Raw genomic sequence first — 26,641 nt, 5'->3', positions numbered from 1 at the left:
CCGGCCGACGGGCCCGCACGCGCCGAAGGTCAAGACACTCGCCCGAAAGATGACGCTTTCCTCAAGTTTTTGTGGCATATTTGGCTATCAAAACTTGTGGGCATTCGTGCCCGCGTTTTTCGTCATGCACCAGATGCACCAGCAGGAAACACAGGAGCGAGTTCTCACGTGACCGAATACAGCACCTCCTTCGGGACGGACCGACTGATCAACCGCTTCGACCGCGAGCCGTTTGCCCTGGCCTTCTCCGGCCAGGGATTCGACTGGTTGAAGACCCTGCGCTCGGCGGTCGCCGCCGGCGTGGGCACCTCCATCACCTCGCTGGTGGACAGCGCCGCCCAGCGCCTGGCCCCGGTGGCCGACGAACTGGCAGGCACCCGCCCCTTCGGCTTCGACCCCGTCGCCTGGGCGAAGGACGACGACGCCCCGGCCTTCGACTCCGCGCAGGCCGCCGTCAGCGTCGCCGGCATCTTCACCGCGCAGCTCGCGGTGCTCGAGGCACTCGACCGTCAGGGCCTGGACCTCAACCAGGCCGTGGCCAGCATCGGCCACTCCCAGGGCGTGCTCGGCCAGCTGCTCATGGACGGGGAGGCCGAGTCCGACGACCTGCTCGCCATCGCCCAGCTCATCGGTGCCGCCATGACCCGCACCGCGCGTATGACCGGCCTCATCCAGCAGGGTGAGAACATGCCGATGATCGCCGTCAACGGCATCACCCGCGAGCAGCTGCAGCAGGCCATCGACCACGCCTGCCAGGACGTGCCTGAGGAGATCCGCCCGGTCATCGGCCTGCGCAACTCCCGCGACTCCTACGTCCTCGTCGGCCGCCCCCAGGACAACCAGTCCGTCATGGATCTGCTGGAGAAGTTCGCCGCCCGTGACGCCAAGGCCATCGAGCGCAAGGAGCGCGGCGGCACCCCGTTCGCCCCGAAGTTCAACCCGCTGGCCGTGCAGGCCGCGTTCCACCACCCGGCGATGAACGCCGCCGTCGAGCAGACCGTCACCTGGGCGGGGAAGGCCGGGCTGGACACCGCCGTCACCCGCGTCGCCGCCGAGTTCGTGCTCGTGCGTCCCGTGGACTGGCCCGCCGAGATCGACAAGGCCGTCAACGCCGGCGCGGCGTGGATCCTCGAGGTCGGCCCCGACGGCGGCATGAACGCCCTGACCCGCAAGATCGTCGCCGGTCGCGGCGTGGGCACGCTGGATGTGTCCGGCACCGAGGGCCAGGCCGAGCTCTTCGACGCCGGCCTCGCCCCGGAGCTGCCCGTCGACTTCGCCGAGTTCGCCCCCCGCCTGGAGAAGATCAACGGCGTCACCCGCCTGGTGACCAAGTTCACCGAGGTCACCGGCTACAGCCCGATGACCCTGCCGGGCATGACCCCGTCCACCGTCGACCCGCTCATCGTCGCCGCCGCCGCGAACGCCGGCCACTGGGCCGAGCTCGCCGGTGGTGGCCAGGTCATCGAGTCCATGCTCGACGAGAACATCGCCAGGCTCACCGAGCTGCTCGAGCCGGGTGTCAACGCCCAGTTCAACTCCATGTTCCTCAACCCCTACCTGTGGCGCATGCAGGTCGAGGGCAAGCGCATGGTGCCGCGCGCCCGCGCCAACGGCGCCCCCATCGACGGCATCGTCGTCACCGCCGGCATGCCGCCGAAGGACGAGGCTGTCGCCCTCGTCCACGAGCTGCGCGAGGCGAACATCCCGTGGGTCGTGTTCAAGCCGGGTGCGGTCAAGCACGTGAAGAACGTCCTCGCGGTCGCCGACGAGATCCCCGAGATCCCCGTCATCATCCAGGTCGAGGGCGGCAAGGCGGGTGGCCACCACTCGTGGGAGGACCTCGACGAGCTGCTCATCGCCACCTACGCCGAGATCCGTCAGCGCCCGAACACCATCCTCATCGTCGGTGGCGGCATCGGCACCCCCGAGCGCGCCGCCGAGTACATCACCGGTACCTGGGCGCAGGCCCACGAGCTGCCCGTCATGCCGGTCGACGGCATCCTCGTCGGCACCGCCGCCATGGCCACGCTGGAGTCCACCGCGTCCGAGGCCGTCAAGCAGGCGCTTGTCGACGCCCCCGGCTCCGACGAGTGGGCCGGCGCCGGCCGCGTGTCCGGTGGCATCGCCTCCGGCCGCTCCCAGCTGGGTGCGGACCTGCACGAGATCGACAACTCCTTCGCCAGGGCCGGCCGCCTCCTCGACGAGGTCGCCGGCGACGACGAGGCCGCGATCGCCCGCCGCGACGAGATCATCGCCGCGATCGACAAGACCTGTAAGCCCTACTTCGGCGACCTCGAGTCCCTGACCTACGTGCAGTGGCTCAACCGCTACCTGGAGATCTCCGGCCCCTGGGAGGGGAGTGGATCGACGTCTCCTGGTACAACCGCTTCGTCGAGATGGTCGAGCGCGCCGAGTCGCGCCTCACCGACATCGACCACGGTGAGTTCACCGCCCGCGTCGAGGTGGACGCGGACGCCCCGGGCGCGGCCGTCGAGAAGCTCGCCGAGCTCTACCCCGCCGCCGACAACGACCTGCTGCACCCGGCGGACCGCGCGTGGTTCATGAAGCTGCTGACCAAGCCGGGCAAGCCCGCCAACTTCGTGCCCGTCATCGACGGTGACGTCCGCCGCTGGTGGCGCTCCGACTCACTGTGGCAGGCGCACCACCCGCGCTACACCGCCGACGAGGTGTGCATCATCCCGGGCACCGCCGCCGTCACCGGCATCACCCGCGCCAACGAGCCCGTCGCCGAGCTGCTGGGCCGCTTCAACCAGGCCTCCATCGACGCCCTCATCGCCGCCGGCGAAGAACCGGTCGAGGTCGAACCTGCCGTCGTCGAGCGCGTCCTCACCGCCCACGGCACCTACTGGGCCGGCCGCCACCAGGCCTCCTTCGTCGAGCGCCTCGGCGACACCGACCAGTGGGCGCTGGCCGACGACCGCGCCTCCGCCATCCACGCCACCACCGGTGCCCGCCTCGTCGCGGAGGACGCCGAGCACGCCGTGCTCACCGTCCCGCTGGCCGGATCCACCGCCTTCGGCACCACCACGGACCTCACCGTCCGCTTCACCGTGCCCGCGAGCGCCCCGCTGTCCGCCTCCCCGCAGGTCACCCAGGCCGACGCCGAGGCCGCCATGGCCGAGCTCACCCGTGTCGCCGCGGGTGGCACCCTCGCCGAGGTCACCGCCGACGGCACCGCCGAGTGGACCACCACCATCGACGCCGGTGTCCTCGCCGACTACGACAACGTCACCGCCGGCTACCTGCCGAGCGAGCTGGCCGCCTCCGGCACCGCCCCCGACGTGCTCGTCGGCCGCGCCTGGCCCGCGATCTTCGCCGCCGTGCGCTCCGCCGTCATCCCGGGCACCGACTCCGCCTCCGTCGTCGAGGGCATGCTCTCCCTGGTCCACCTCGAGCACCACCTCACCATGCTCGACGAGCTGCCCCAGGTCACCGACGGTGCGGTCACCCTGACCGTCACCGCCACCGCCGACGAGGTCGCCGACACCGACATGGGCCGCCTCGTCGTGGTCCGCGCCCAGCTGGCCGCCGACGGTGAGCCCCTGGCCAAACTGTCCGAGCGCTTCGCCATCCGCGGCCGCAACGGCAACACCACGGCTCGCACCAACACCTCGATCCTGCCGTCCGTCGTGGACACCCCGCGTTCCTTCCGCTCCTTCGCCCGCGTCGTCGCCCCGGAGTCCATGCACCCCTTCGCCGTCGTCTCCGGCGACCGCAACCCCATCCACGTCTCCGACGTGGCCGCCGGCCTCGCCGGCCTGCCGGGCGTCATCGTCCACGGCATGTGGACCTCCGCCATCGGCGAGCTCGTCGCCGGCGCCGGCTTCTCCGAGGACTCCACCACCACGACCCCCGCCAAGGTCGTCGAGTACACCGCCACCATGCTCGCCCCGGTCCTGCCGGGTGCGGTCGTCGAGTTCACCGTCGAGCGCTCCGGCGTGGACAACCGCCCGGGCCACGGCGAGGTCCGGGCGGTCACCGCCATGGTCGACGGCAACCTCGTCATGACCGCCACCGCGGTCCTGGCCGCCCCGACCACCTTCTACGGCTTCCCCGGCCAGGGCATCCAGTCCCAGGGCATGGGCATGGAGTCCCGCGCCTCCTCCGCCGCCGCGCGCGAGATCTGGGACCGGGCCGACCGCCACACCCGCTCGAAGCTGGGCTTCTCGGTGCTGGAGATCGTCAAGAACAACCCGACCGAGGTCACCGTCGCCGGTGAGCGTTTCCACCACCCGGACGGCGTCCTCTTCCTCACCCAGTTCACCCAGGTCGCCATGGCCACCCTCGGTTGCGCCCAGATCGCCGAGATGGCCGAGGCCGACGCCCTCAACCAGCGCGCCTACTTCGCCGGCCACTCCGTCGGTGAGTACAACGCCCTGGCCGCCTACTCCGGTGTGCTCTCCCTCGAGTCCGTCGTGGAGATCGTCTACCGCCGCGGCCTGACCATGCACCGCCTCGTCGAGCGTGACGAGGACGGCAACTCCAACTACGGCCTCGCCGCCCTGCGTCCGAACAAGATGCGCCTGACCGCCGACAACGTCTTCGACTACGTCGCGGGCGTGTCCGAGCGCACCGGCGAGTTCCTGGAGATCGTCAACTACAACATCGCCGGCGTCCAGTACGCCGTCGCCGGCACCCGCGCCGGCCTCAACGCCCTCAAGGCGGACGCCGAGGAGAAGGCACCGGGCCAGCGCGCGTTCATCATGATCCCGGGCATCGACGTGCCCTTCCACTCCAGCCACCTGCGCGACGGTGTGGGCGACTTCCGCGAGCACCTCGACTCGCTCATCCCGGACGCCATCGACCTGGACATCCTCGTCGACCGCTACATCCCGAACCTCGTGGCCCGCCCGTTCGAGCTGACCCGCGAGTTCGTCGAGTCCATCACCGACGTCGTCGACTCCCCGTACATCACCGACATCCTCGCCGACTGGGACACCGCCCTGGCCGACGAGCAGAAGCTCGCCCGCACGCTGCTCATCGAGCTGCTGGCCTGGCAGTTCGCGTCCCCGGTCCGGTGGATCGAGACGCAGGACCTCATCCTGCGCGACGCCGACCACGGTGGCCTGGGCATCGACCGCTTCGTCGAGGTCGGCGTCGGTTCCGCCCCGACCCTGGCCAACATGATGGGCCAGACCCTGCGTCTGCCGCAGTACGCCGGCTCCGACATCGAGGTCCTCAACGTCGAGCGCGACCGCCCGGTCGTCTTCGCCACCGATGAGCTCGTCCGTGAGGTCCCGGAGGCTCCCGAAGCGGACGCCCCCGCCGAGGAGACCTCCCACGAGGTCAAGTCCGGCCCGGTCACCGCCAATGCCCCGACCGGCGACACCGTCCCGGCCGCCAACCCGGCCCCGGTCGCCGCGGCGGGCGCGGGCACCCCGGACGACATCACCTTCACCCCGGGTGACGCCACCGAGATGCTCATCGCCATCTGGACGAAGGTCCGCCCGGACCAGATGGGTTCCACCGACTCCATCGAGACCCTCGTCGAGGGCGTGTCCTCCCGCCGTAACCAGCTGCTGCTGGACCTCGGCGTGGAGTTCGGTCTCGGCGCCATCGACGGCGCCGCCGACGCGGAGCTCGAGGCCCTCAAGGCCACCGTCACCAAGATGGCCAAGAACTACCAGGCGTTCGGCCCGGTCCTGGGTGACTCCAGCGCCGACGCCCTGCGCCGCATCACCGGCCCGACCGGCAAGAAGCCCGGCTACGTCGCCGAGCGTGTCACCGGCACCTGGCAGCTCGGCCAGGGTTGGGCCGACCACGTCGTCGCCGAGGTCGTCATCGGCGCCCGCGAGGGTGCCTCCCTCCGCGGTGGTGACCTGGCCACCCTCACCCCGGCGTCCCCGTCGTCCGCCGCCGACCTCGACGCGCTTGTCGACGCCGCCGTCCAGGCCGTCGCCGCCCGCCGCGGCGTCGCCGTGGGCCTGCCGTCCGCCGGTGGCGGAGCCGGTGGAGTCGTCGACTCCGCCGCCCTCGGCGAGTTCGCCGAGCAGGTCACGGGCAAGGAGGGCGTGCTCGCCGAGACCGCCCGCACCATCCTCACCCAGCTGGGCATCAGCGAGGTCCCGAGCGACAGCTTCGAGGACACCGAGGACCACTCGGCCCTGTTCGACCTCGTCTCCCGCGAGCTCGGCTCCGACTGGCCCCGCCAGGTCGCGCCGCGCTTCAACGCCGACGAGGCCGTGCTTCTCGACGACCGCTGGGCCTCCGCCCGCGAGGACCTCACCCGCGTCGCCCTCGGCGAGCTCGACGCGGCGGACGTCGACGTCACCGGCGCCGGCGAGAACGTGGCCAAGCAGGCCGAGTACCTCGGCCTGACCGAGCTGGCCGCCCAGGCCCGCGATGACAACGCCCTGGCCTACAGCGCGGATGTCGCCGTGGTCACCGGCGCCTCCCCGAACTCCATCGCCGCCGCCGTGGTCGAGGAGCTGCTTGCCGAGGGGGCGACCGTCGTGGTCACCACCTCCAACCTCTCCCACTCGCGTCTCGAGTACTACAAGGCCCTCTACGCCGGCTCCGCCCGCGGCACCGCCGCGCTCTGGGTCATCCCGGCGAACTTGAGCTCCTTCGGTGACCTCGACGACGTCATCGAGTGGATCGGCACCGAGCAGACCGCCACCGTCAACGGTCAGAAGAAGGTGCTCAAGAAGGCCCTGACCCCGACGCTGCTGTTCCCGTTCGCCGCCCCGCGCGTCATGGGTTCGCTCGCCGACGCCGGCCCCGCCGCCGAGTCCCAGATGCGCCTGCTGCTGTGGGCCGTCGAGCGACTCGTCGCCGGCCTGTCCGAGATCGGCGCCGACACCCACGTGGGCAAGCGCCTCCACGTCGTCCTGCCGGGCTCCCCGAACCGTGGCCGCTTCGGCGGCGACGGCGCCTACGGCGAGTCCAAGGCCGCCCTCGACGCACTGGTCACCCGCTGGAAGGCGGAGCCGGTGTGGGGCGACCGCACCAGCCTCGTCCACGCCTTCATCGGCTGGGTCCGCGGCACCGGCCTCATGGGCGGCAACGACCCGCTCGTCGACGCCATCGAGGCCAAGGGCGTGCAGACCTTCTCCACCGAGGAGATGGCCCAGCGCCTGGTCTCCCAGATCACCCCGGACGTCCGCGCCGAGGCCGCGAAGGCCCCGGTCACCGTGGACTACACCGGCGGACTCGGAGAGTCCGACGTCAACATCGCGGAGCTCGCGCGCGAGGCCGCCGCGGCGGCGGAGCAGGAGGGCGTCGAGAAGCAGGAGGCGGAGGAACCGCGCACCCTGTCGGCCCTGCCGACCCCGTACCGACGCTTCCAGTGGACCGCCCCCGAGTTCTCCGGCGTCACGCAGACGCTCGAGGACATGGTGGTCATCGTCGGCGCCGGCGAGGTGGGCCCCTACGGCTCCGCCCGCACGCGTTTCGACGCCGAGCTCACCGGCGACCTCACCGCCGCCGGCGTCGCCGAACTCGCCTGGACCATGGGCCTGATCCACTGGGACGGCGCCTGGTACGACGCGGACGACAACGAGCTCGACGAGTCCGAGATCTACGACCGCTTCCACGACGAGGTCCTGGGTCGCGTCGGCATCCGCCGCTACCACGACGACTTCTTCATGGTGGACAACCTCGCCCCGGAGATGACCACCGTCTACCTGGACAAGGACCTCTCCTTCACCGTGGCCAACAAGGACGAGGCGAAGACCTTCGTCGACTCCGAACCGGACCACACCTCCGCGTACTTCGACGAGGAGGCAGGGGAGTGGACCGTCGTCCGCCACGCCGGCTCCGCCGTCCGCGTCCCGCGCCGCATCACCATGTCGCGCTTCGTCGGCGGCCAGATCCCCGAGGGCTTCGACCCGTCCGTCTATGGCATCCCCGCCGACATGGTGGACAACCTCGACCGCCTCGCCCTGTGGAACCTCGTGTGCACCGTCGACGCGTTCCTCTCCTCCGGCTTCACCCCGGCGGAACTGCTTCGCGACGTCCACCCCGCCCGCGTCTCCTCCACCCAGGGCACCGGCATGGGCGGCGTCGAATCCATGCGCTCCCTCTACATCGACGGCCTGCTCGCCGAGCCGCGCGCGAACGACATCCTGCAGGAGGCCCTGCCCAACGTCGTCGCCGCGCACGTCATGCAGTCCTACGTCGGTGGCTACGGCCAGATGATCCACCCGGTCGCCGCCTGCGCCACCGCCGCCGTCTCCGTCGAGGAGGGCTACGACAAGATCGCCCTGGGCAAGGCCGACTTCGTCGTCGCCGGCGGCCTCGACGACCTCTCCATCGAGGGCATCACCGGCTTCGGTGACATGGCGGCCACCGCCGACTCCACCGAGATGGAGAACAAGGGCATCGAGCACCGCTACTTCTCCCGCGCCAACGACCGTCGACGCGGCGGCTTCATCGAGTCCGAGGGCGGCGGCACCCTGCTGCTCGCCCGCGGCTCCGTCGCCGCCGACCTGGGCCTGCCGGTCCTCGGTGTCGTCGCCTTCGCCGAGTCCTTCGCCGACGGCGCGCACACCTCCATCCCGGCCCCCGGCCTGGGCGCCCTCGGTGCCGCCCGCGGTGGTGCCGACTCCCGCCTGGCCAACCAGCTCGCGGCCGTGGGCGTCGGCGTGGACGAGGTGTCCATCATCTCCAAGCACGACACCTCCACCAACGCCAACGACCCCAACGAGTCGGACCTGCACGAACGCATCGCCGCCTCCATGGGACGTGCCGACGGCAACCCGATGTACGTCATCTCCCAGAAGTCCCTGACCGGCCACGCCAAGGGCGGCGCCGCAGCCTTCCAGATGATCGGACTGACCCAGGTCCTGCGCTCCGGCCTCGTTCCGGCCAACATGTCCCTCGACACCGTTGACCCGGTCCTGGCCAAGCACCAGCACCTCGTGTGGCTGCGCAAGCCGCTCGACCTGTCCGCCCGGGCCCCCAAGGCCGGACTCGTCACCTCGCTCGGCTTCGGTCACGTCTCCGCGCTGGTCGCCATCGTCCACCCGGGCGCCTTCCTGACCGCCCTGCGTAACGAGCGTGGCCAGGACGCCGCCGCCGAGTGGGCCCGCAGCGCCGTGGCCCGCGAGGAGGCCGGCCTGCGCCGTATCGTCGACGGCATGTACGGCGGCGACCCGCTCTTCGAGCGCCCTGCCGACCGCAACCTCGGCGGCACCGGCGACGCCTTCAAGGAGCGCGAGGCCGCGGTCCTCCTCGACCACGACGCCCGCCTCGTCGACGGCATCCTCCGCACCGGTGAGGAGATCAGCGAGTAGTCGCTGACGCCGCAGCGCAGCCCCGGCACTGACCTTCTCGGTCGGTGCCGGGGCTTTGTCGTGGGGGAGTAGGTGGTGGGGGACGGGTGGGCGTCGATAAGCGGGGGTGAGAATTGTGGGACGATGAGTCCATGCATCATGTGGGAGTTGACCTCGTGCACGTCCCTGGTTTCCGCGAGCAGCTCGAGCGGCCGGGGTCGCGGTTTGAGGCGGTGTTCGCGGTGGGGGAGTTGCGGACGGCGGCGCGGCGGCAGGACCGGGCGCTGCATCTGGCGGGGCGCTGGGCGGCGAAGGAGGCGTTCATCAAGGCGTGGTCGCAGGCGATCTACGGGCGGCCGCCGCTCATTGATCCCGACGGGGTTGACTTCACGGAGATAGAGATACGACCCGACCGGTGGGGTCGGGTCGCGGTGGAGCTGTACGGTGAGGTGGAGCAGGCGGTGCGGGCGAGCGTCGGGGAGATCCGGACGAGCCTGTCGATCAGCCACGACGGTGACTACGCGATGGCGACCTGCCTGCTCGAGGTGAGTTAGTCCTCGGGCTCGTTCTTGGCCACCTTGTGGTCGTCGTCGTGGCCGTCGCGCTGGTCGTCGTTGATGTGCTCGACGTCCTCCGGGCGCGGGGAGCCGGCGGGCTGGTTCTGGCCCTGGCCCTCGGAATCGGAGATCGGGGTGGCGTTCGGGTTCGTCATGGTGATGCTCCTTGCCTGATTGGTGGTGACGTTGTGGTGCCCGCCACTCTAATCGTGTGCGGTGCTATGCGTCGTCGGGAAGCGAATCGGGGCCTTCGGCGATGGTGCGCAGGGCGGTGAGGTGGGCGTTCCAGGCCTGGCGTCCCTCCCTGGTCAGGGAGAGGCTGGTCTGGGGTTTCTTGCCCACGAAGGACTTCTTCACGTTGACCAGGCCCAGCTCCTCCAGGGCGGAGGAGTGCTTGGACAGGGTGGGGTCGGTGGTCTCCAGGTACTCACGGGCCTGCCGGAAGGTGATGTCGTGGACGCCGGCGAGGGTGGCCATGAGGGAGAAACGCAGGGGGTTGTTGAAGGCGGGGTTGAGCTGGGAGCGGGGGTGGGACTGGATGGCCACGTCTACTTCACTCCCGTGCGGACGGCGACGATCTCCCAGAGCGGCCCGAGGATGGCCAGGGCCATGAAGCCGGAGGAGATGGCGATGCCGAGACCGAGGGTGAACTGGGTGTTGGGGAAGGCGACGACAGCCCAGAGGATGACCCACAGGGCCAGCATGACGCCCCAGCGGGCGTTGAGTCCGCGGCGGGCCGGCGGGGAGGAGACGGTGGCACTGGCGGTGAAGACGGCGCTGACGATGATCCACGTCAGGCCGGCGATCCACGCGGGGAACGCGTCGGCGTCGGTGACGTTCGCGTAGGCGAGGCCGACGGCGGTGACGGCACCGCCGGCGCACAGGGCGATGTAACTGAGCCAGGCGAGGGAGAAGCTCGCGGCCTGGCGGGAGACGCCGTCGGCGCGGTCGAGCAGGGCGCGGGCGTCGGCGGCGGACGGGGTGCTGGTGGTGTTGCGTGTGTTCGACGTGTTCATGGTGGGCTCCTTGGGTTGCGGTGTACCCACGAGCCTGGAAACTACTTTCCACTTTGGCAAGTGCTTTCCGGAAAGAATGTCCGGAACGGCTGGTCATCAGCCGGTGGCCACCGCGAACAGGTAAGCCACGAGCATCCGTTTGATCTCGGCGACGATCGATTCGAAGGTCCGGTCATCGCGCCCGAGGTCGCGCACCGCGTAGTTGAGCAACGAGGACACCGTGTGCAGCAGCAGGCCCGCGAGCTGCTGACGCTCCTCCGGGGTGGACTCCGGGGACAGCGGGGCGACGACGTCGGCGATGATGTCGAGCATCTGCTTCTCCGTCGCCGCGGCCGTCGCACGCGTGGTGGGCGTGGACTGCACCGCGTGCCACACCGCGCGCCGGGAGGGGTCCTCGCGCCACAGGGTGGACAGGTGGTCGATGAACTCGTCGAGGATGTCCGGCCACTGCAGGGCGGGGACACGTTCGGAGAACTTCTTCAGTTCGGCGACGTTCTCCGCGGTGTCCACCCGGTCGAGCTCGCAGATGAGGACGTATTTGTTGGCGAAGAACTGGTACAGCGTGCCGATGGGCACCTCCGCGCGGCGGGCGACCTCGTCGAAGGTGAAGGACTCGAAGCCGACGTCGACAAGCACGCTGCGTGCCGCAGTGAGGATGCGGTTGAACCGCTCCCGGCTGCGCGCCTGCGCGGGCCGACGACGGGGAACGAGGATTCCCTCGTCCGTGGCGTCGGCGGCAGCGGCGTCCGCGCTGACGGCGGTGGTGTTCTCCTTGGCCATCGGTGGTGCTTAGGCGAGGTCGCGCAGGATGCGACCAACGTGCCCGGCGGCCCGGACGTTGTACTGGGCCAGGCCGATGGTGCCGTCCGGCTCCACGAGGAAGGTGGAACGGATGACGCCCTGGACGACCTTGCCGTAGTTCTTCTTCTCGCCGAACGCGCCCCACTCCTTCATGACCGACTTGTCCTCGTCGGACAGCAGGGTGAAGGTGAGTTCATGGTCCGCGCGGAACTTCGCCAGCTTCTCCGGCTTGTCGGGGGAGATGCCGATGACCTGGATGTCCTGGTCGTTGAGCTGAGCCAGGGAGTCACGGAAATCGCAGGCCTGCGTCGTGCAGCCGGGGGTGTTCGCCTTCGGGTAGAAGTAGACGAGGACCCGCTGGCCGGCGAAATCTCCCAGCGACACCGTGGTCCCGGAATCGTCGGGGAGGGAAAAGGCGGGGGCGGTGTCGCCGACGGCAAGACGTGAGGAATCTGTCATGTCCTACACCATACCTTCACCGGCGACAATGACATGCCGCCGTGCGGCCGGAGGCCGCGCTACACTACGCTGAGAACGAGACAACAGTCCGACTACACGTGAATTCGGGAGAACCAAGTGGCACGAGACATTGATGACATCCAGCGGGACATCGAGCGCACCCGTCGCCAGCTCGCCAGCACCCTGGATGAGCTCGCCACCCGCGGCAAGCCGCAGAACCTGGTCAACGACGCCAAGCGCGAGGCCAACGTGAAGCTGCAGGATCCCCAGGTGCAGAAGGTTCTCGCCGGTGTTGCCGTCGCCGTCGTCGGCGTTGTCGCCCTGGTGGTTGCCCGCAACCGCAAGCGCAGCAACGACATCAAGGAGCTGCGGCGTCTCCTCGCCGGCCGCGTCTAGCGTCCCGTGTCCAGATTCCGGAGGGCCCTGGCCGCCTCGGCGGCCGGCCTTCTGTTGAGCGCGTGCAGCACCGGGCCGATGCCCGCATCGGCTAACGACACTGACGTGCATTTCCTCGGCATGATGGTCCCGCATCACCAGCAGGCGATCGACATGTCCGAGGTCCTTCTTGATTCCGACGTCGCCGACCCGGACGTCCGCGACCTCGCCGAGCGCATCCGCGACGGCCAGGAACGCGAGAACGCCCAGATGAATCAGTGGGCGCAGGAGTGGGAGATCGACGAGGACATGGAGCGCCACTCCCACCACATCGCCAACGGCATGATCTCGCCCGGCGTCTTCAACACCTACGCCCAGCTCGAGGGCGAGGAACTGCGCGCCCGCTTCCTCGAACTCATGCACCGCCACCACGCCGAGGTCATCGCCATGACCCAGGACCAGGTGGACAACGGCGGCTACGAACCGCTGCGTGACATGGCCGGCCAGATGATCGAGGTCCAGACCGCTGAGATGCGGGAGATGGAGGAGCTGGCCCGTTAGCTCAGCTGCGCCCCGGAGCCGACCATCTCGGCGAAGGCGGCGTCACCACGTTCTGTGTCTACCGCCGCGCACATCTCGGTGAGCACGCGCACCTCGAATCCCTCCTCGAGGGCGTCGAGCACGGTGGCGCGCACGCAGTGATCGGTGGCGATGCCGACGACGTCGAGCTTCTCGACGCCCCGATCCCGCAGCCACTGCGCCATCCCCACGCCCTCCGCCTCGCCCTCGAAACCGGAGTATGCGGCGCTGTACTCGCCCTTACGGAAGAAGGCGTCGATGGTGTGGGAACGGACGGCGTCGTGAAGCGCGGCGCCGGTGGAGTCCGCCACGCAATGGACCGGCCAGGAGTCGACGAAGTCGGGGGTGTCCGAGAAATGCTCACCCGGGTCGATGTGCCAGTCCTGGGTGGCCACGACGTGGGCGTAGTCATCGGCGTGGTTGTCCTGGTAGCTGCCGATGAGACCGGCAACCTCGGTGCCGCGTTCCGTGGCGAGGCTGCCGCCGGGGCAGAAGTCATTCTGGACGTCGACGATGACGAGGGCGGTCTTCGGGCTGGCCATGGGGTCCTCCTGCGGTGGCTGGGATGGTGGCACCAGCCTAACCGGTGCCGAAGTCGTCATCGGGGTCAGTGAAACTGTCGGGGCTGTCCCACACCTGCAGCAGGTCCTCATCGCCACGGGGTACGGGGCCGGACAGGTAGGCGTCGGCGTGCTGCCCCATGGCCGCGTTCTTCACCGGCAACTGCCGACGATGAGAGGTGTAGGCCTCCCCGTCGGGCATCCGGAAGCGGAGGAAGGTGGCATCGATCTCGTCGATGAAGATCGTGATGTCGCCCGAGGTCACCAGGGCGTGGCAGGCGGAACACAGCGGAATGAGGTTGTCCAGATTGGTCTCGCCACCGTTGACCCATTCGAGGATGTGATGGAACTGCAGGAAGCGGGTGTGCGGGCAACCGGGCGTGGCACACCGGTGGCTCCACAGGGCGAGCAGTGCCTTCTCCTGCGACGGGGAGATCGTCCGGGCGGCGCGGGTCAGTTTGAGGTGCAGGCCCTTCTTGTCCAGCAGGTGGTAGCGGACATCGCCGTTGAGCACCGACCTCAGCAGATCCCCCGTCTGCCCGCCATGTCGCTCCGGAATGTAGGCGCGCTGATCCAGCGTCATGAGTACATTGACCTGCGCTCCCGGCGCCCGCAACCGGCTCGTCGGGTGGCTGCGCACGACGTTGATCATCCCGAGGAACGCCGACAGCATCCCGCCGAACATCGGGGACCCGAAACGGGTGAGGGAGGTGTCCTCCGCCGGCTTCTGCGCCTGCTCAATGAGCTTGTCCAGTTCCTTGGAGCCTTCCGGGCCCGCCAGTGCGTCCGCGTCCAGCTCCGCGGTGTCCCGCAGCGACGCGAGTTCCGCGACCTTGAGTGCCGCCTGGAACTCCGCCGCGTGCTCGGGCCCGAGGGTGCCCCAGAAGCGGATACCGCCGGTGTCCTCGTCCTCCACCACCCGGAAAGAGTTTCGGGGCTTCTTTCGGCCGGGGCGGTCCCGCCCGGCCAGCTGCTGTTCCAGTTCGCTCAGGCACATGGCCAGTGCGAGGTCCACGAGCTCGGGTTCGTTGTCGTGGGTGAGGTAACGCAGGAGCAGCCTCACCTTGGAGTACGTCAGGTCTCCGGCCACGAATGCCTCTGCCACCAGGGGAAATTCGGCGAGCTTCTCCCCGACGTGCAGGTATTCATAGGCGGTGCGCCGCGAGAGGTCATGGGCCCGCATGAGCCAGACCTGCGTGCTGGGTGCGCCGCGTTTGCGGGCGAGGTTGCGGAGATGGAACTCCGCGATCATGAGGATGAACCGTGCCTTGTGGATGGTCAGTGAGCGGTGGGTGCTGGCGATCGTGTCGGTGAGTGTCTGGTCGTTCAATCCGGTGAAGTCGGTGGCCTTCATCGTGTCCCCTGAGTCGAATTAACGTTCGATTGACTGCAGGCTAACACGGGGCCCAGACACGGGACTGTCTCGTGTAGCGCCCCTGTTCAGGGGCGTATTCTGTGCGCAGCTGCGCACAGAATGCTGCACTATCTGTGGGTGCTGAAGGGGCACGTGCGGACGATCGAACGAGGGGCTGCCTGGGGTGGGATGGGAGCGCCCGCGGGGTGGGTGTCAAGCGCCGGGGCAGGTAAGGCTGCCGCGCGGGGCACAGTGCAACATCCCTGTTCAGGAGCATGTTTTGTGCGCAGCTGCGCACAACGCGCCTCCGGAATCGACGAAGCCGGGCCTCCTCGGGCCCGGCAACGTACCTTCGCCAGCGGTCAGGCGGTGGCGATCCACTCTGCGGCGTCGTCGACGATCCGGGCGGCGGGCGCGGAGACGTCGAAGACTCGACCGTGCTCATCGGATTCCAGTTCCTCGAGCGTGTCCAGCTGGGAGTCCAGCAGGGACGGCGGCATGAAGTGGCCGGGACGGTACTCCATCCGGCGCGACAGCAGCTCACGCGTGCCGTGGACGTGCACGAAGGCGACGTCCGGGACGGCCTGGCGGATGAGGTCGCGGTAGGAACGCTTGAGGGCGGAGCAGCCGATGATGCCGCCCTCCGGGTGGTCCACCAGCCACGCGCCGACGAGCTCGAGCCAGGGCCAGCGGTCCTCGTCGGTCAGGGCCTCGCCGCGGGCCATCTTGTCGATGTTGACCTGCGGGTGCAGGTCGTCGCCGTCGCGGTAGGGCAGGCCGAGTTTCGTGCCCAGCAGCTGGCCGACGGTGGTCTTGCCGGAGCCGGAGACCCCCATCACCACAATGTGTCTGCGCATGTCGGTCACCAGTTGTGGACGGTGCCGTCGGCGAGACGGTTGTAGGGGAGGTAGGCCTGCTCGTAGGGGAACTTCTCGGCTTCCTCGGGGTGGAAGGTGACGCCCAGGCCCGGGGTATCGGAGGGGTGGAGCATGCCGTTCTCGAAGGTCATGGTGGTCTCGAAGACGGACAGGGTCTCCGGGGTGTGGGTCATGTACTCCTGGGCGCCGTAGTTGTGGATGTTGATGTCCAGGTGCAGCTCGGCGGCGAAGCCGATGGGGGAGACGTCGGTGGGGCCGTGGAAGCCGGACTTGATCTGGTACGGCTCGGCCTGGGCCATGACCTTCTTCAGGGGCGAGATGCCGCCGAAGTGGGTGGTGGCGCAGCGGACGTAGTCGATGAGCTGCTCGTTGATGAGGTCCTTGATGTCGTAGACGGTGTTGAAGACCTCTCCGATGGCCAGCGGGGTGGTGGACTGCTGGCGGACGTAGCGCAGGTTCTCCTGGTTCTCGCCGAGGGTGACGTCCTCGAGCCAGAAGAGGTTGTAGGGCTCAAGCGACTTGGCCAGCTGGGCGGCCTCGCGCGGGGTCATGCGGTTGTGGCCGTCGTGCAGCAGGGGCAGTTCGGGGCCGAACTCGTTGCGCACGGCCTCGAAGACGGTGGGCAGGTGGCGCATGTAGGCGGCGGTGTCCCAGTCCTCCTCGACGGGCCAGCCGCCGCGGTTGGCGGGCTCGAAGTCGTAGCGGGCGCCGGAGGCCTGTTCCTGGGCGGCGACGCCGTAGAGCTTCTCGATGCCGGGCACGGAGGTCTGCACGCGGATCATGGTGTAGCCGAGGTCCATCTCGTAGCGGATGGAGTCGAACAGTGACTCGAGGTCGGTGCCGGAGGCGTGGCCGTAGGCGCGGGCGCCGGTGCGGGAGGCGCCGCCGAGCAGGTCGTAGACCGGCATGTTGGCCATCTTGCCCTTGATGTCCCACAGGGCCATGTCGACGGCGGCGATGGCGGCCATGGTGACGGGGCCGCGGCGCCAGTAGCAGGCGCGGTAGAGGAACTGCCAGGTGTCCTCGATCATGCGGGCGTCGCGGCCGATGAGCAGCTGGGCGACGTGGTCCTTGAGGTAGGAGGCGACGGCGAGTTCGCGGCCGTTGAGGGTGGCGTCACCGACGCCGACGACGCCGTCGTCGGTGGTGATCTGGAGGGTGACGAAGTTGCGGGACGGGGAGGTGACGAAGACCTCGGCCTTCACGATTTTGGAGGACATACCTTGGATCCTTTCACGACAATCCGGTTGGTCATATCTTATTGCACGTTATTTCACGGGCGGGTTCTGGTACTTGCCACGGTAGGCGTCCGCGATGATCTGGACGATCTGCTCGTAGGTCATGGACCCGGTGTTGAGCACGACGTCGTAGTACTCGTCACTGTTCGGATTCCACTGGTACAGGGCCCGGGACATCTCGGCGCGCAGCCGGTCCTCTGCCTCGCACTGTTCCTCGGCATCCGAGACGGACAGGCCGGTCTTCTGCATGACCCGTTCGACACGCTTGCTCATCGGGGCGATGAGGCGGACGTGCATGACGCCGACGACCCGGCCGAGCACGAGGGCACCGTTGCGCCCGAGGATGACGCCGCCGTCCTCCACTGCGCCGAGCACGTAGTCGGTGTTCTCGGACGCGATCCTGTTGTTGGCGGAGATGTCGCTGGCGGCGGCGAGGTCCATGTCCTGGGAGCCGTTGAGGGAGACCGAGCGCATCCACCGGGAGAAGGCGTTGTCGGAGATCAACGCGCTGCGGTCGACGGTGGCCAGTTCCTCGGAGGTGAACTTCTGGCCGATGTAGGGCACGCCGAGTTCCTTCGCCAGCATCGGCGCGATGTCGGAGGCGCCGGAGCCGCGCTGTCCGAAGACGGTGACGATCGGCGGGTGGACACTGTCGGCACGCCGCATGAGGGTGCTGCGGCCGTCACCCAGGGAGGTGGCGAGGACGCGCTCGGCCGGGACACCCTTACGTTCAGCGACGGCCGACTGGGTGCGGCGTTCATTGAGGTCGCTGACCACCCTGGCATGCAGCTCCGCGGTCAGCGGGTAGGCGATGAGGACGAGGAGGGCGACGACCGCGAGAACCGCGGGGACGAGGCCGGAGGCGGTGCGGATGCCGGTGAGGGCGTCGTCGGCCTGAGTGGCGGCCATGGGGACGTAACCGAAGGCGCCGATGATGGCGCCGCCGGCCCAGCCGCCGACACCCTGACCGCACTTACGGATGAAGGAGAGGATGGAGTAGGAACCGCCCTCGGCGCGGATGCCGGTTGCCCACTCGCCGTAGTCGACGGTGTCGGCCTGCATGGAGAACATCAGGGCGTTGGTACCTCCGGTGCCCACGCCCAGGAGGAACCAGGCCACGATGGCGATGAGGAGGCTGCCTCCCGGCATGAGGAAGATGAGCGCGTAGCCGAGGACGGCGACGAGGGCGGTGGCGATGTAGCCGTTGCGCTTGCCCATGCGGACCGTGATCGTCGGGACCATCGTGGCGACGAGGACGGTGCCCACCGTGTTGGCCAGCATGAGATAGGTGAACCAGCCGGCGTTGCCCAGGACGTAGCGGGCGAAGTAGATGCCCACCGCGTTCATGGTGAACATGGCGGCCAGCAGGAAGAAGGCGCCGGCGCAGAGGATGAGCAGGGGTCGGTTCTTGCCGATCATCCGGAAGGTGTTCTTGAAGGAGATCTCACCCTGGCTGCGCGGGACGGTCTCCCGGGTGTTGGCGAAGCAGATGAGGTAGAGGATCACCGCGATGACACCGAGGACGAGGCAGGTGATGGTGAACTTCAGGCGCACGCCGTCGGCGGTGGTGTCCTGGAACTGCGGGGACACGATCGCGGAGAGGGCGACGCCGGTGGTGGCGGAGGCGATCGAACGGGCGCCGGAGAGCTTGGAGCGGTCGACCGGGTCCTGCGTCATCGCGGCGGACAGGGAGCCGTAGGGGATGTTGACGAAGGAGTAGGCGAGCTGGAAGGCGGCGTCGAGAAGGAAGATCCACGCGATGGTGGCGGTGGTGCCGAGTCCCGCCGGGGTGCTGAAGAGCAGCACGAAGACGATGGCCAGCGGGGTGCTGCCGAACAGCAGCCACGGGCGCAGGCGGCCCCAGCGGGTGTTGAAGCGGTCGACGGTCTGGCCGGCGATGAGGTCGGCGACGCCGGCCCAGATCTTGGTGATGCCGTAGATGGCGCCCGCCACGCCGGCGGACAGGCCGGCGATCTCCGTCATGTAGACCATGAGGAACATCGAGGTCATCATGAAGGACAGGTTGTTGGCGACGTCGCCGAGTGAGTACGCCAGCACCCGGCGGGTGGGCATCTTCCCCGATGCCGGGGCAGCCGGGGAGGCACCGGGGGCGGTGGCTTGGGTGGACACGATATCTCCTAGTGGGGGCCTAGTAGGGGCCTGGTGGGGGTCAGCACCGGGGATACTGCGTACACACCAACGGGCAGTGTCCACGGCTGTGGGAGGGAGGTGGAGCAGGGTCAGTCGGCCAGCGGGTCCCGCCTTCCGTAGGCGGCGGAGTCCATGCCCAGCCAGCGGTCACGCAGGTAGCGGGCGGCGGCCTTGGGGCGACGGTCGCGGGTGAAGGCGCCCTTCTTGTTGCCGTCGACACGCGCGAAACCGTACTTGGTCTGGAAGTCGGCGAAGTTCCACATCTGCTCGCCGATGACGGCGTCGAAGGAGTCGAAGACCCGGGAGTTCATCGCCAGGTACTCCACCTGGTAGTCCTCGGTGAACGGCTGGTGGTAGATGCTGTGCAGGCCGGCGACGGTGTCGGCACCGTACTCGGTGATGATGATCGGCTTGCCGTACCGGTCGACCCAGCCCTGCAGCTCCTCGGTGAACAGCGCCTCGGCGGAGGTGAGGTCACCGGACTGGAAGTACCAGCCGTAGTAGCGGTTGAGCATGATCACGTCGAAGAGGTCGGAGATGACGCACTTGTCGTGGGGCGCCATCATGACGTTGACGAAGCCGACCGGCCGCGTCGGGTCGCACTCGCGGGCCAGCTCGACGAGCGGTTCAAAGTAGGTGCGGGCCTCGGGGTCGACGCTGTCGGGTTCGTTGGCGATGGACCAGATGACCACGGAGGGACGGTTCTTGTCCCGGGCGATGAGTTCGCGGATCTCGCGGGCGTGGCTGGCCTGGGTCTTGTCGTTGACGTTCTCGGCGGAGTAGGTGGTGCCGCCGTCGGAGTCGAGGATGCCGCCGGACATCATCCAGTTGAGTCCCACGGCGGGGGTCTCGTCGATGACGACGATGCCGTGCGCGTCGCAGTAGTCCATGATCTGCTCGGAGTAGGGGTAGTGCGAGGTGCGCAGCGAGTTCGCGCCGATCCAGCTGAGCAGCTCGAAATCCTGGATCATGTGGGCGTCGGAGTGGCCCTTGCCCAGGGTCTCGTGGTCCTCGTGCATGCCGAAGCCGGTGAAGTAGAACGGCTTGTCGTTGATGAGCAGGCGGTGGCCGTCCACGCGGACGGTGCGCACGCCGAAGGGCTGGAGGTAGACGTCGACGACGGCGGCGTCGTCACGCAGCGTGATCTCCAGGTCGTACATGCCGCCGACGCCCGGCGTCCACAGCGTGGGGTTGTCGATGGTGGCGGACCCGCGCGCGCCCTCACCGCGGGCGACCGTCTCCCCGGTCTGCTTGTCGACGACCGCGATGCTCACCGTCAGCCCCTCCGGCGCCGTGACATCCCAGGTCACCGTGCCGTCGAGCTCGGTGGTGACGGTGACGTCCTCCACGTGCCGCCGCGGGCGGGCGACGAGCTCCACCGAGCGGTGCAGGCCGGTGTAGTTGTAGAAGTCGTGCAGGTAGTGCTGCTGGCGCCGACCGTCCGGGGTCTGCGTGACCCAGCCCGGCGGGATGCACGTCTTGTCCAGGCGGTTGTCCACCGCGACGGTGAGACGGAACTCCTCACCCGCGGTGACGTGGTCGGTGACGTCGACCTCGAAGGGCAGGTAACCGCCCGAATGGCGGCCCACCTCGACGTCGCCCGCCCACACGATGGCGTGGTGGGTGGCGGAACCGAAACGGACGAGGATCTGCTCGCCGTCCCAGCCGCGCGGCACTCGGACGGTGCGCTGGTAGAACCAGTAACCGACGTGGTTGCGCACGTTCTCGTCGGCGAAGAGGTCATTGACCGACGCCGGTACCGCGACCTCGCGGGTCCCGGGCAGGGTGTCGGCGAACAGTCGCCGCTCCACCCCGTCGTTGTCGTGGTCCACGGCGAAACGCCACAGGCCGTCGAGGCTGCGGACCTCGCGGGTGGGGGTGTCGATGGCTGTGAGCATGGTCAGTCCTCCCTGATGGTGGTGACGTGGGTGCGGATGAGCTCGACCGCGTCGGCGTCGGCGGCCAGCTCGGCGTCGAGGGCGGCGATGAGCGCGGCGACCGGGTCGGGGTCGTGGGCGGCGGCGGACAGCTCCGCGGCGCGGGTGTCGGTGATCAGATCCTGGCGCAGCAGGTGGGTGATCCACGCGGCGATGGAGAATGCGGCGGCGGAACCGTCGCGGCCCTCCGCACGCTCGGCCTTCATGATGGGCACGGCCCGCATGCGCTGCTTCGTGCCACCGTCGACGGCGATCTGGGCGAGGTTGTGGCGGATCCGCGGGTTACGGAACCGCTCGATGAGGTCCTCGCGGTAGGCGGGCACCTCCAGCCCCTCGGCGGTCAGGTGCCGGGCGGCCTCGTCCCACAGGGCCGCCACGCGGGCGGCGACCTGCTCGTCGCCGATGGCCTCGGCGACGGTGGTGTGCCCGCGCAGCTGGCCGTAGTAGGCCATGAGCGAGTGGGAGCCGTTGAGCAGCCACAGTTTGCGACGCTCAAAGGGCTCGATGTCATCCACGAACACCACGCCGGCGTCCTCCCAGTCGGGGCGGCCGGCGGGGAACCCACCCTCGATGACCCAGGAGGCGAAGGGCTCGGTGACCACGGGGGCGAGGTCGTCGTGCCCGGTCTGCTCGGCGACATCCGCCGCCAGCTCGTCGTCGGCCGCCGGGGTGATGCGGTCGATGGAGGTCGACGGGAATGTGACGTTCTCCTCGATCCACCCGGCGAGCTCCTCGTCCAGCTGACGGGCCAGGCCGATGACGGAGGCCCGGGTCAGTGCGCCGTTGTCGGCGACGTTGTCGCAGCTCATCACGGCGATGCCGGGGCCGCCGTTGGCGCGCCGGGCCGCCAGGCCGAGCACGATTTTGCCGGCCGCGGTGTCGAGGGTGTCCGGGACCTTGCCCGAGGTGTCCAGCACCTCGCGGAGGATGCGGGTGTCGGCGGTGACCTCCTCGTCCGTCTCGTCGAGGGAGCCGTCGGCGGCGAGGTGGTAGCCGGCCTCGGTGACCGTCATGGTGACCACGGCGGTGGCCGGGTCGGCGAGGAGCTCGACCAGGCGGACGATGTCGTCCGCCGGCCGCGCTTCGACGAGCGAGGTCATCAGCTCACAGCTGTCACCGTCGCCCGAGCGGGTGACCAGGGTGTACAGGCCGTCCTGCCGGTCGAGCTGGTCCGCCATGAGCGGGCCACGGCCCGTGAAGGAGGCGTACCCCCACTGCGGGTCGGCCGGGTCGGCCTCCGCCTGCTGGGTGTACCAGACCTGATGTGCCCGGTGGAACGCGCCGAGCCCCAGGTGGACGAGGCGGATCGGCGGGGTGGGGGTGTCCGTGGTGCGGGTCAGGGGAGTGCTCACAGCTTGAACACCCGCCTCGGGGAGGCGTCGATGAGGTCGACGATGACGTCGGCGGCCCGTTCCTCGGACAGCCGGTGCTCCGCGACCAGGCGGGCGAGGTAGCCGGCCTCCACCCGGCGGGAGGTGTTGTGGCGCGCCGGTATGGAACAGTAGGCGCGGGTGTCGTCGATGAAACCGGAGTAGCGGGAGAACCCGGTCGTGCCGGTGGTGGCGGCGCGGAAGCGGTTCATGGCGTCGATCTCGTCGATGAACCACCACGGGGCGCCGGCGTAGACGGACGGGTAATAGCCGGCCAGCGGGGCGATCTCGCGGGAGAAGGTCGTCTCGTCGATGGTGAAGAGCACGAAGTGGAAGTCGGGGTTCTCGCCGAAGGAGCTCAGCAGCGGCTGCAGGCCCTCGGTGTACTCCATCCGGAAGGGGATGTCGTGGCCGACGTCGGCACCGTACTTCTGGAAGGTGCTCGTCGAATGGTTGCGGTACACACCCGGGTGCAGGGTCATCACCAGGCCGTCGTCCTGCGCCATCTCGGCGAAGCGGTAGGTCATGTTCGCCTCGAAGGCCAGTGCCTCCGCGCGGGTGGCGTCGCCGCGCAGGCCCTTGTCCAGCAGGGCCTGCGCCTCCGCGTCGGAGAGCGGGGTGGAGCCGGCGTCGTGGGTGCCGTGGTCGGAGCTGGTGGCGCCGTGGTCGATGAAGTACTGGCGACGGTTGCGCATGGCCTGCAGATAGCCTTCGTACCCCGACTTTCCGTCGCCGGCGGAGTCGATGAGCCGGGTGACGTTGTCGGCGAACTCCGGCTTGTACATCTTGGTGTAGGCGTCGGGGCGGAAGGTCGGCAGTACCCGGGAGGTGAACGACGGGTCCTCGGCCAGGGCGCGGTGCGCGGCGAGGTCGTCGAGCGGGTCGTCGGTGGTGGCCAGCACCTCGAGGCCGAAACGCTCGGCCAGGGCGCGGGGGCGGAAGTCGGGCTGGGCGAGGATGGTGGCGAGCTCGTCGTAGACCTCGTCGGCGTTGTCCGCGGTCAGCCGTTCCGGGTCGATGCCGAAGACCTGGGCGAACTCCTGCTCCAGCCAGTAGCCGGAGGCGGTGCCCGCGTAGAGGTCGAAGCGGGAGCAGAAGATCCGCCACGCCTCGCGGGGGACGCAGTCGTGGCCGCCGACGCCCAGGTCGGCCAGTTCCACGCCCGCGGAGTGCAGGACGCGGGTGAGGTAGTGGTCCGGGCTGATGAGCAGGGCGGTGGGGTCGGGGAAGGGTTCGTCGTCAACGAACATGGCGGGGTCGAGGTGGCCGTGCGGGGAGATGATCGGGAGATCCTCCACGTGTGCGAGCAGGCGGCGGGCGATGTCGCGGACGCCCGGTTCCGCCGGGAGCAGCCGGTCAGGGTGGTAGGCGTGTGATCTGGTCATGCCTACATCCAAGTCGGGGACGCAGGTCACAGACAAGGAGTTGCCAACAGTTGCCGACCCGGGGGTCGTCAGGATAGGCGGCGGCTCGAGCCCCGCACGATGAGGCGGGTGGGCAGCACCCGGGGGCGGGCGAGCGGGGCCTTGATCCCGTGGATGAGTGCCATGAGGTTGGCGGCGGCGACGCGGCCGACGGTGTGCAGCGGGCCCGCGACGGTGGTCAGTCCCGGCGGGATGAGCGCGGTGATCTCCGTGTTGTCGAAACCGACGACCGCGACGTCGTCGGGAACCGAGACGCCCTCGCGGTGAGCCTGGTCGAGGAAGCCGATGGCCACGAGGTCGTTGAAGCACAGGACGGCGTCGGTGGGATCGGTGCGCCAGGCCTCGAAGGCACGGCGCCCGCCGAGCATCGTCGGCTGGTCCACCCGCAGCTGACGCACGCTGATGCGCCGCAGCCGCCGGGCCTCGCTGGCGGGCAGGGCGGTGCTGCGGGTGAACGTGTCGGGGGCGGTTTCGGCGGGGGTTCCCACGGCGTCGAGAAGCCCGCGCCAGCGCGTCGCATCAGCCCAGGAATCGTGGGGGCCGGCGAGGTAGGTGATGGAGCGCACGCCCTGCGACTCGAGGTGCACCGCCGCCTTGATCGCCCCCTCGTAGTTGTCCACCAGCACGCTGGGCACGCCGGGGACCGGGCGGTTGAGGCTCACGGTGGGGATGGTGCGGGCGATCTTCTGGATCTCCCCGTTGGCCAGGCGGGTGGAGGCGAGCAGCAGGCCGTCGACGATCGGCAGCATCCGGTCGACGGCGGCCCGCGCCCGCGGCACCGACTCGTGCGTGTCGGCGACCGTGACCAGCATCCCCTCCATCCGGGCGGCGTGCTCCGTGCCGCGGAAGACCTCCTGGAAGAAGGGGTTGGTGATGTCCGCGACCACCAGTCCCAGGGAGTGGGACGGCGGCTTCGTCGACCCCCGGGTCTCCACCTCGGCGCGGTAGCCCAGCTCCTCCGCGGCGGCCCGGATCTTCTCGGCCGTGCGGAAGCTCACGCGGTCCGGCCGGGAGAAGGTGCGCGACACGGTCGACGGTGAGACTCCGGCCAGCGTGGCCACGTCATAGATCGTCGCGTCTTTCCCCATGCCGCCGACAATACGCGGGACCGGCCGGTGGGTAGGCTGGGATGCCATGCAGACCCCCATCCCGGATTACCTGGACGACATTCTCGACGGCGTGCGTGACGAGGACGGCGGAGAGGTCGCCGCCTACATCCCCGAGCTCCGCGACGCCGACCCGGAGAAACTCGGCATCGCCCTGTGCACCACCAGCGGGCACCTCTATTCGGTGGGGGACGCCGACGTCGAATACACCATCCAGTCCATCTCCAAGCCCTTCGTCTACGCGCTCGCCGTCCAGGAACTCGGCGCCGACGCCGTCAACGAGGTCGTGGGCATGGAACCCTCCGGCGAGGCCTTCAACGAGCTCTCCCTCGACGACAACGACAAACGTCCGGTCAACCCGATGATCAACGCCGGCGCCATCGCCGTCAACCAGCTCATCAACGGCGAGGACTCCTCCGTCGAGGACCGGGTGGAGCGCATCCGGGACCTCTTCTCCCGCCTCGCCGGGCGCGAGCTCACGGTCGACGCGGAGCTGGAGGAGTCCGAGCTCAAGGGCGCCGACCGTAACCTGTCGATCGCCCATGTGCTGCGCAGCTACGACATCATCAAGGACGAGGCCCACGACGCCGTCACCAGCTACACCGGCCAGTGCTCCATCCTCGTGACCACCCGCGACCTCGCCGTCATGGCCGCCACCCTGGCCAACGGCGGCGTCCAGCCCATCACCGGCGACCGCATCCTCGGCGCGAAGGCCTGCCGCCTCGCCCTGTCCGTCATGAGCTCCGCCGGCATGTACGACGCCGCCGGCCGCTGGATGGCGAACGTGGGCATCCCCGCCAAGTCCGGGGTCGCCGGCGGGCTCATCGGCAACCTGCCCGGCCAGCTCGGCATCGCCACCTTCTCCCCGCGTCTCGACGCCCAGGGCAACAGCGTCCGCGGCGTCAAGATCTTCGAACGCCTCTCCCACGACATGGGCCTGCACCTCATGTCCTCCGACTACTACAGCGTCCCCGGCATCCGCTCCATCACCCGCGACGGCGACAAGACCATCGTCCGCCTCCAGGGCATGATCAACTTCCCCGCGGCCGAGGACATTCTCCACGACCTCACCGAGCAGCGCCTCGGCGGCAACGAACTCGTCCTCGACATCTCGCGCGTCACCGGCTTCAACAAGATGGGCCGCCGCATGGTCAAGGAGGGCTTCCGCCGCTACCGCGAGAACGGTTTCGAGGTCTACGTCTACGACCCCGAGGAGGTCATGACCGACCTCGAGTTCTCCGACGGCACCTACGCCGACACCGTGGGCACCCTGACATGACCTGGTACGCCGTCGCCGCGCTCGCCGTGGTGGGGGTGGTCGCGGCGGTGGTGCTGCCGCGCCGCAGGGAGGCGGAGCTGACGGGGTTCCCCTGGTTCTGGGTGTTCCTCCCCCTCCTCGCCCTCGCGGTGGCGGTCACCGCAGCGCGGATCCTCGCCCCCGAGACGGGATTCCCGCCGGTGGGGGAGCCCATGCAGTACCTGTCCAACGAGCAGCTGTGGAGCTTCGAGGACTACAACCGGGCGACCACCATCTGGATGGGGCTGCTCGCGGTGGGCCTGACCGGCACCGTCTGGTCCTGGCTGGGGCGGCGGGTCTGAG

Annotated in this window: 19 protein-coding genes and 1 pseudogene; 6 read left to right on the top strand and 14 right to left on the bottom strand. The window is 69.2% G+C overall.

Annotated elements, in window-relative coordinates; translation table 11 throughout:
• Nucleotides 1-168: 168 nt before the first annotated feature.
• Both QP029_RS01000 and acpS read left to right on the top strand, forming a co-directional pair.
• Nucleotides 169-9,257 (top strand): annotated as a pseudogene (locus QP029_RS01000) (fatty acid synthase subunit beta domain-containing protein).
• A 131-nt stretch (nt 9,258-9,388) separates the two neighbouring features.
• On the top strand, nt 9,389-9,790 hold the full coding sequence (gene acpS / locus QP029_RS00995) for a holo-ACP synthase AcpS (protein WP_284875066.1): 402 nt from the start codon (nt 9,389-9,391) through the stop codon (nt 9,788-9,790).
• Here the strand turns inward: acpS and QP029_RS00990 are convergent.
• From QP029_RS00990 to bcp, 5 genes are all read right to left on the bottom strand, one after another.
• Nucleotides 9,787-9,948, bottom strand: coding sequence for a hypothetical protein (locus tag QP029_RS00990; protein WP_284875065.1), 162 nt, complete (start codon nt 9,946-9,948; stop codon nt 9,787-9,789). The two genes, acpS and QP029_RS00990, sit on opposite strands and share 4 nt — an antisense overlap.
• A 64-nt stretch (nt 9,949-10,012) precedes the next feature.
• Nucleotides 10,013-10,339, bottom strand: coding sequence for a winged helix-turn-helix domain-containing protein (locus QP029_RS00985; RefSeq protein WP_284875064.1), 327 nt, complete (start codon nt 10,337-10,339; stop codon nt 10,013-10,015).
• A gap of 2 nt (nt 10,340-10,341) precedes the next feature.
• On the bottom strand, nt 10,342-10,809 hold the full coding sequence (locus QP029_RS00980; protein WP_284875063.1) for a hypothetical protein: 468 nt from the start codon (nt 10,807-10,809) through the stop codon (nt 10,342-10,344).
• Between the two features lie 96 nt (nt 10,810-10,905).
• Entirely contained in the window at nt 10,906-11,589 is a 684-nt protein-coding gene (locus tag QP029_RS00975) for a TetR/AcrR family transcriptional regulator (RefSeq protein ID WP_284875062.1), read from the bottom strand.
• A gap of 9 nt (nt 11,590-11,598) precedes the next feature.
• Nucleotides 11,599-12,069, bottom strand: coding sequence for a thioredoxin-dependent thiol peroxidase (gene bcp, locus QP029_RS00970; RefSeq protein WP_284875061.1), 471 nt, complete (start codon nt 12,067-12,069; stop codon nt 11,599-11,601).
• A gap of 117 nt (nt 12,070-12,186) precedes the next feature.
• Between bcp and QP029_RS00965 the strand changes: the two genes are divergently transcribed.
• On the top strand, nt 12,187-12,465 hold the full coding sequence (locus QP029_RS00965) for a DUF3618 domain-containing protein (RefSeq protein ID WP_284875060.1): 279 nt from the start codon (nt 12,187-12,189) through the stop codon (nt 12,463-12,465).
• A 78-nt stretch (nt 12,466-12,543) separates the two neighbouring features.
• Nucleotides 12,544-13,005, top strand: a complete 462-nt coding sequence (locus QP029_RS00960) for a DUF305 domain-containing protein (RefSeq protein ID WP_284875059.1) — start codon at nt 12,544-12,546, stop codon at nt 13,003-13,005.
• Here QP029_RS00960 and QP029_RS00955 read toward each other — a convergent pair.
• The 9 genes from QP029_RS00955 to QP029_RS00915 all read right to left on the bottom strand — a co-directional run bounded on the left by QP029_RS00955 (nt 13,002) and on the right by QP029_RS00915 (nt 25,071).
• Entirely contained in the window at nt 13,002-13,565 is a 564-nt protein-coding gene (locus QP029_RS00955; RefSeq protein ID WP_284875058.1) for a nicotinamidase, read from the bottom strand. The genes QP029_RS00960 and QP029_RS00955 overlap by 4 nt on opposite strands.
• A gap of 37 nt (nt 13,566-13,602) precedes the next feature.
• Entirely contained in the window at nt 13,603-14,937 is a 1,335-nt protein-coding gene (locus tag QP029_RS00950) for an HNH endonuclease signature motif containing protein (protein WP_284875057.1), read from the bottom strand.
• A gap of 362 nt (nt 14,938-15,299) precedes the next feature.
• Entirely contained in the window at nt 15,300-15,773 is a 474-nt protein-coding gene (locus tag QP029_RS00945; protein ID WP_284876109.1) for a gluconokinase, read from the bottom strand.
• Between the two features lie 26 nt (nt 15,774-15,799).
• Nucleotides 15,800-17,035 (bottom strand): D-mannonate dehydratase ManD, encoded by a 1,236-nt coding sequence (manD, locus tag QP029_RS00940; protein WP_284875056.1) that lies wholly within the window; start codon nt 17,033-17,035, stop codon nt 15,800-15,802.
• 48 nt (nt 17,036-17,083) lie between these two features.
• On the bottom strand, nt 17,084-19,126 hold the full coding sequence (locus tag QP029_RS00935; RefSeq protein WP_284876108.1) for a cytidylate kinase family protein: 2,043 nt from the start codon (nt 19,124-19,126) through the stop codon (nt 17,084-17,086).
• A 167-nt stretch (nt 19,127-19,293) separates the two neighbouring features.
• Complete coding sequence (gene uidA / locus QP029_RS00930) at nt 19,294-21,102, bottom strand: beta-glucuronidase (RefSeq protein WP_284875055.1); 1,809 nt, start codon at nt 21,100-21,102, stop codon at nt 19,294-19,296.
• Between the two features lie 2 nt (nt 21,103-21,104).
• On the bottom strand, nt 21,105-22,493 hold the full coding sequence (locus tag QP029_RS00925; protein WP_284875054.1) for a mannitol dehydrogenase family protein: 1,389 nt from the start codon (nt 22,491-22,493) through the stop codon (nt 21,105-21,107).
• Nucleotides 22,490-23,896: a glucuronate isomerase gene (gene uxaC, locus QP029_RS00920; protein ID WP_284875053.1), complete on the bottom strand. Its 1,407-nt coding sequence runs from the start codon at nt 23,894-23,896 to the stop codon at nt 22,490-22,492. The genes QP029_RS00925 and uxaC overlap by 4 nt, the downstream gene beginning before the upstream one ends.
• A gap of 68 nt (nt 23,897-23,964) precedes the next feature.
• Entirely contained in the window at nt 23,965-25,071 is a 1,107-nt protein-coding gene (locus QP029_RS00915) for a LacI family DNA-binding transcriptional regulator (protein WP_284875052.1), read from the bottom strand.
• Here QP029_RS00915 and QP029_RS00910 point away from each other — a divergent pair.
• Nucleotides 25,070-26,320, top strand: a complete 1,251-nt coding sequence (locus tag QP029_RS00910; RefSeq protein WP_284875051.1) for a glutaminase — start codon at nt 25,070-25,072, stop codon at nt 26,318-26,320. The genes QP029_RS00915 and QP029_RS00910 overlap by 2 nt on opposite strands.
• Nucleotides 26,317-26,640 (top strand): hypothetical protein, encoded by a 324-nt coding sequence (locus QP029_RS00905; RefSeq protein WP_284875050.1) that lies wholly within the window; start codon nt 26,317-26,319, stop codon nt 26,638-26,640. The genes QP029_RS00910 and QP029_RS00905 overlap by 4 nt, the downstream gene beginning before the upstream one ends.
• The last annotated feature ends 1 nt before the right edge of the window (nt 26,641 follow it).

This window comes from Corynebacterium suedekumii (assembly GCF_030252185.1).
Classification (GTDB): Bacteria; Actinomycetota; Actinomycetes; order Mycobacteriales; family Mycobacteriaceae; genus Corynebacterium; species Corynebacterium suedekumii.
The sequence above is the reverse complement of the archived record's forward strand: the minus strand, read 5'-3'. Positions and strand labels throughout refer to the sequence as shown.

Coding starts and splice junctions, on each gene's coding strand:
- QP029_RS00935 (WP_284876108.1), bottom strand. CDS start 19,126: ATGCCCACCCGCCGGGTGCTGGCGTACTCACTCGGCGACGTCGCCAAC.
- QP029_RS00980 (WP_284875063.1), bottom strand. CDS start 10,809: ATGAACACGTCGAACACACGCAACACCACCAGCACCCCGTCCGCCGCC.
- QP029_RS00955 (WP_284875058.1), bottom strand. CDS start 13,565: ATGGCCAGCCCGAAGACCGCCCTCGTCATCGTCGACGTCCAGAATGAC.
- QP029_RS00975 (WP_284875062.1), bottom strand. CDS start 11,589: ATGGCCAAGGAGAACACCACCGCCGTCAGCGCGGACGCCGCTGCCGCC.
- manD (WP_284875056.1), bottom strand. CDS start 17,035: ATGTCCTCCAAAATCGTGAAGGCCGAGGTCTTCGTCACCTCCCCGTCC.
- bcp (WP_284875061.1), bottom strand. CDS start 12,069: ATGACAGATTCCTCACGTCTTGCCGTCGGCGACACCGCCCCCGCCTTT.
- QP029_RS00905 (WP_284875050.1), top strand. CDS start 26,317: ATGACCTGGTACGCCGTCGCCGCGCTCGCCGTGGTGGGGGTGGTCGCG.
- QP029_RS00945 (WP_284876109.1), bottom strand. CDS start 15,773: ATGGGGGTCTCCGGCTCCGGCAAGACCACCGTCGGCCAGCTGCTGGGC.
- QP029_RS00950 (WP_284875057.1), bottom strand. CDS start 14,937: ATGAAGGCCACCGACTTCACCGGATTGAACGACCAGACACTCACCGAC.
- QP029_RS00960 (WP_284875059.1), top strand. CDS start 12,544: ATGCCCGCATCGGCTAACGACACTGACGTGCATTTCCTCGGCATGATG.
- QP029_RS00915 (WP_284875052.1), bottom strand. CDS start 25,071: ATGGCATCCCAGCCTACCCACCGGCCGGTCCCGCGTATTGTCGGCGGC.
- QP029_RS00910 (WP_284875051.1), top strand. CDS start 25,070: ATGCAGACCCCCATCCCGGATTACCTGGACGACATTCTCGACGGCGTG.
- uxaC (WP_284875053.1), bottom strand. CDS start 23,896: ATGACCAGATCACACGCCTACCACCCTGACCGGCTGCTCCCGGCGGAA.
- uidA (WP_284875055.1), bottom strand. CDS start 21,102: ATGCTCACAGCCATCGACACCCCCACCCGCGAGGTCCGCAGCCTCGAC.
- acpS (WP_284875066.1), top strand. CDS start 9,389: ATGCATCATGTGGGAGTTGACCTCGTGCACGTCCCTGGTTTCCGCGAG.
- QP029_RS00990 (WP_284875065.1), bottom strand. CDS start 9,948: ATGACGAACCCGAACGCCACCCCGATCTCCGATTCCGAGGGCCAGGGC.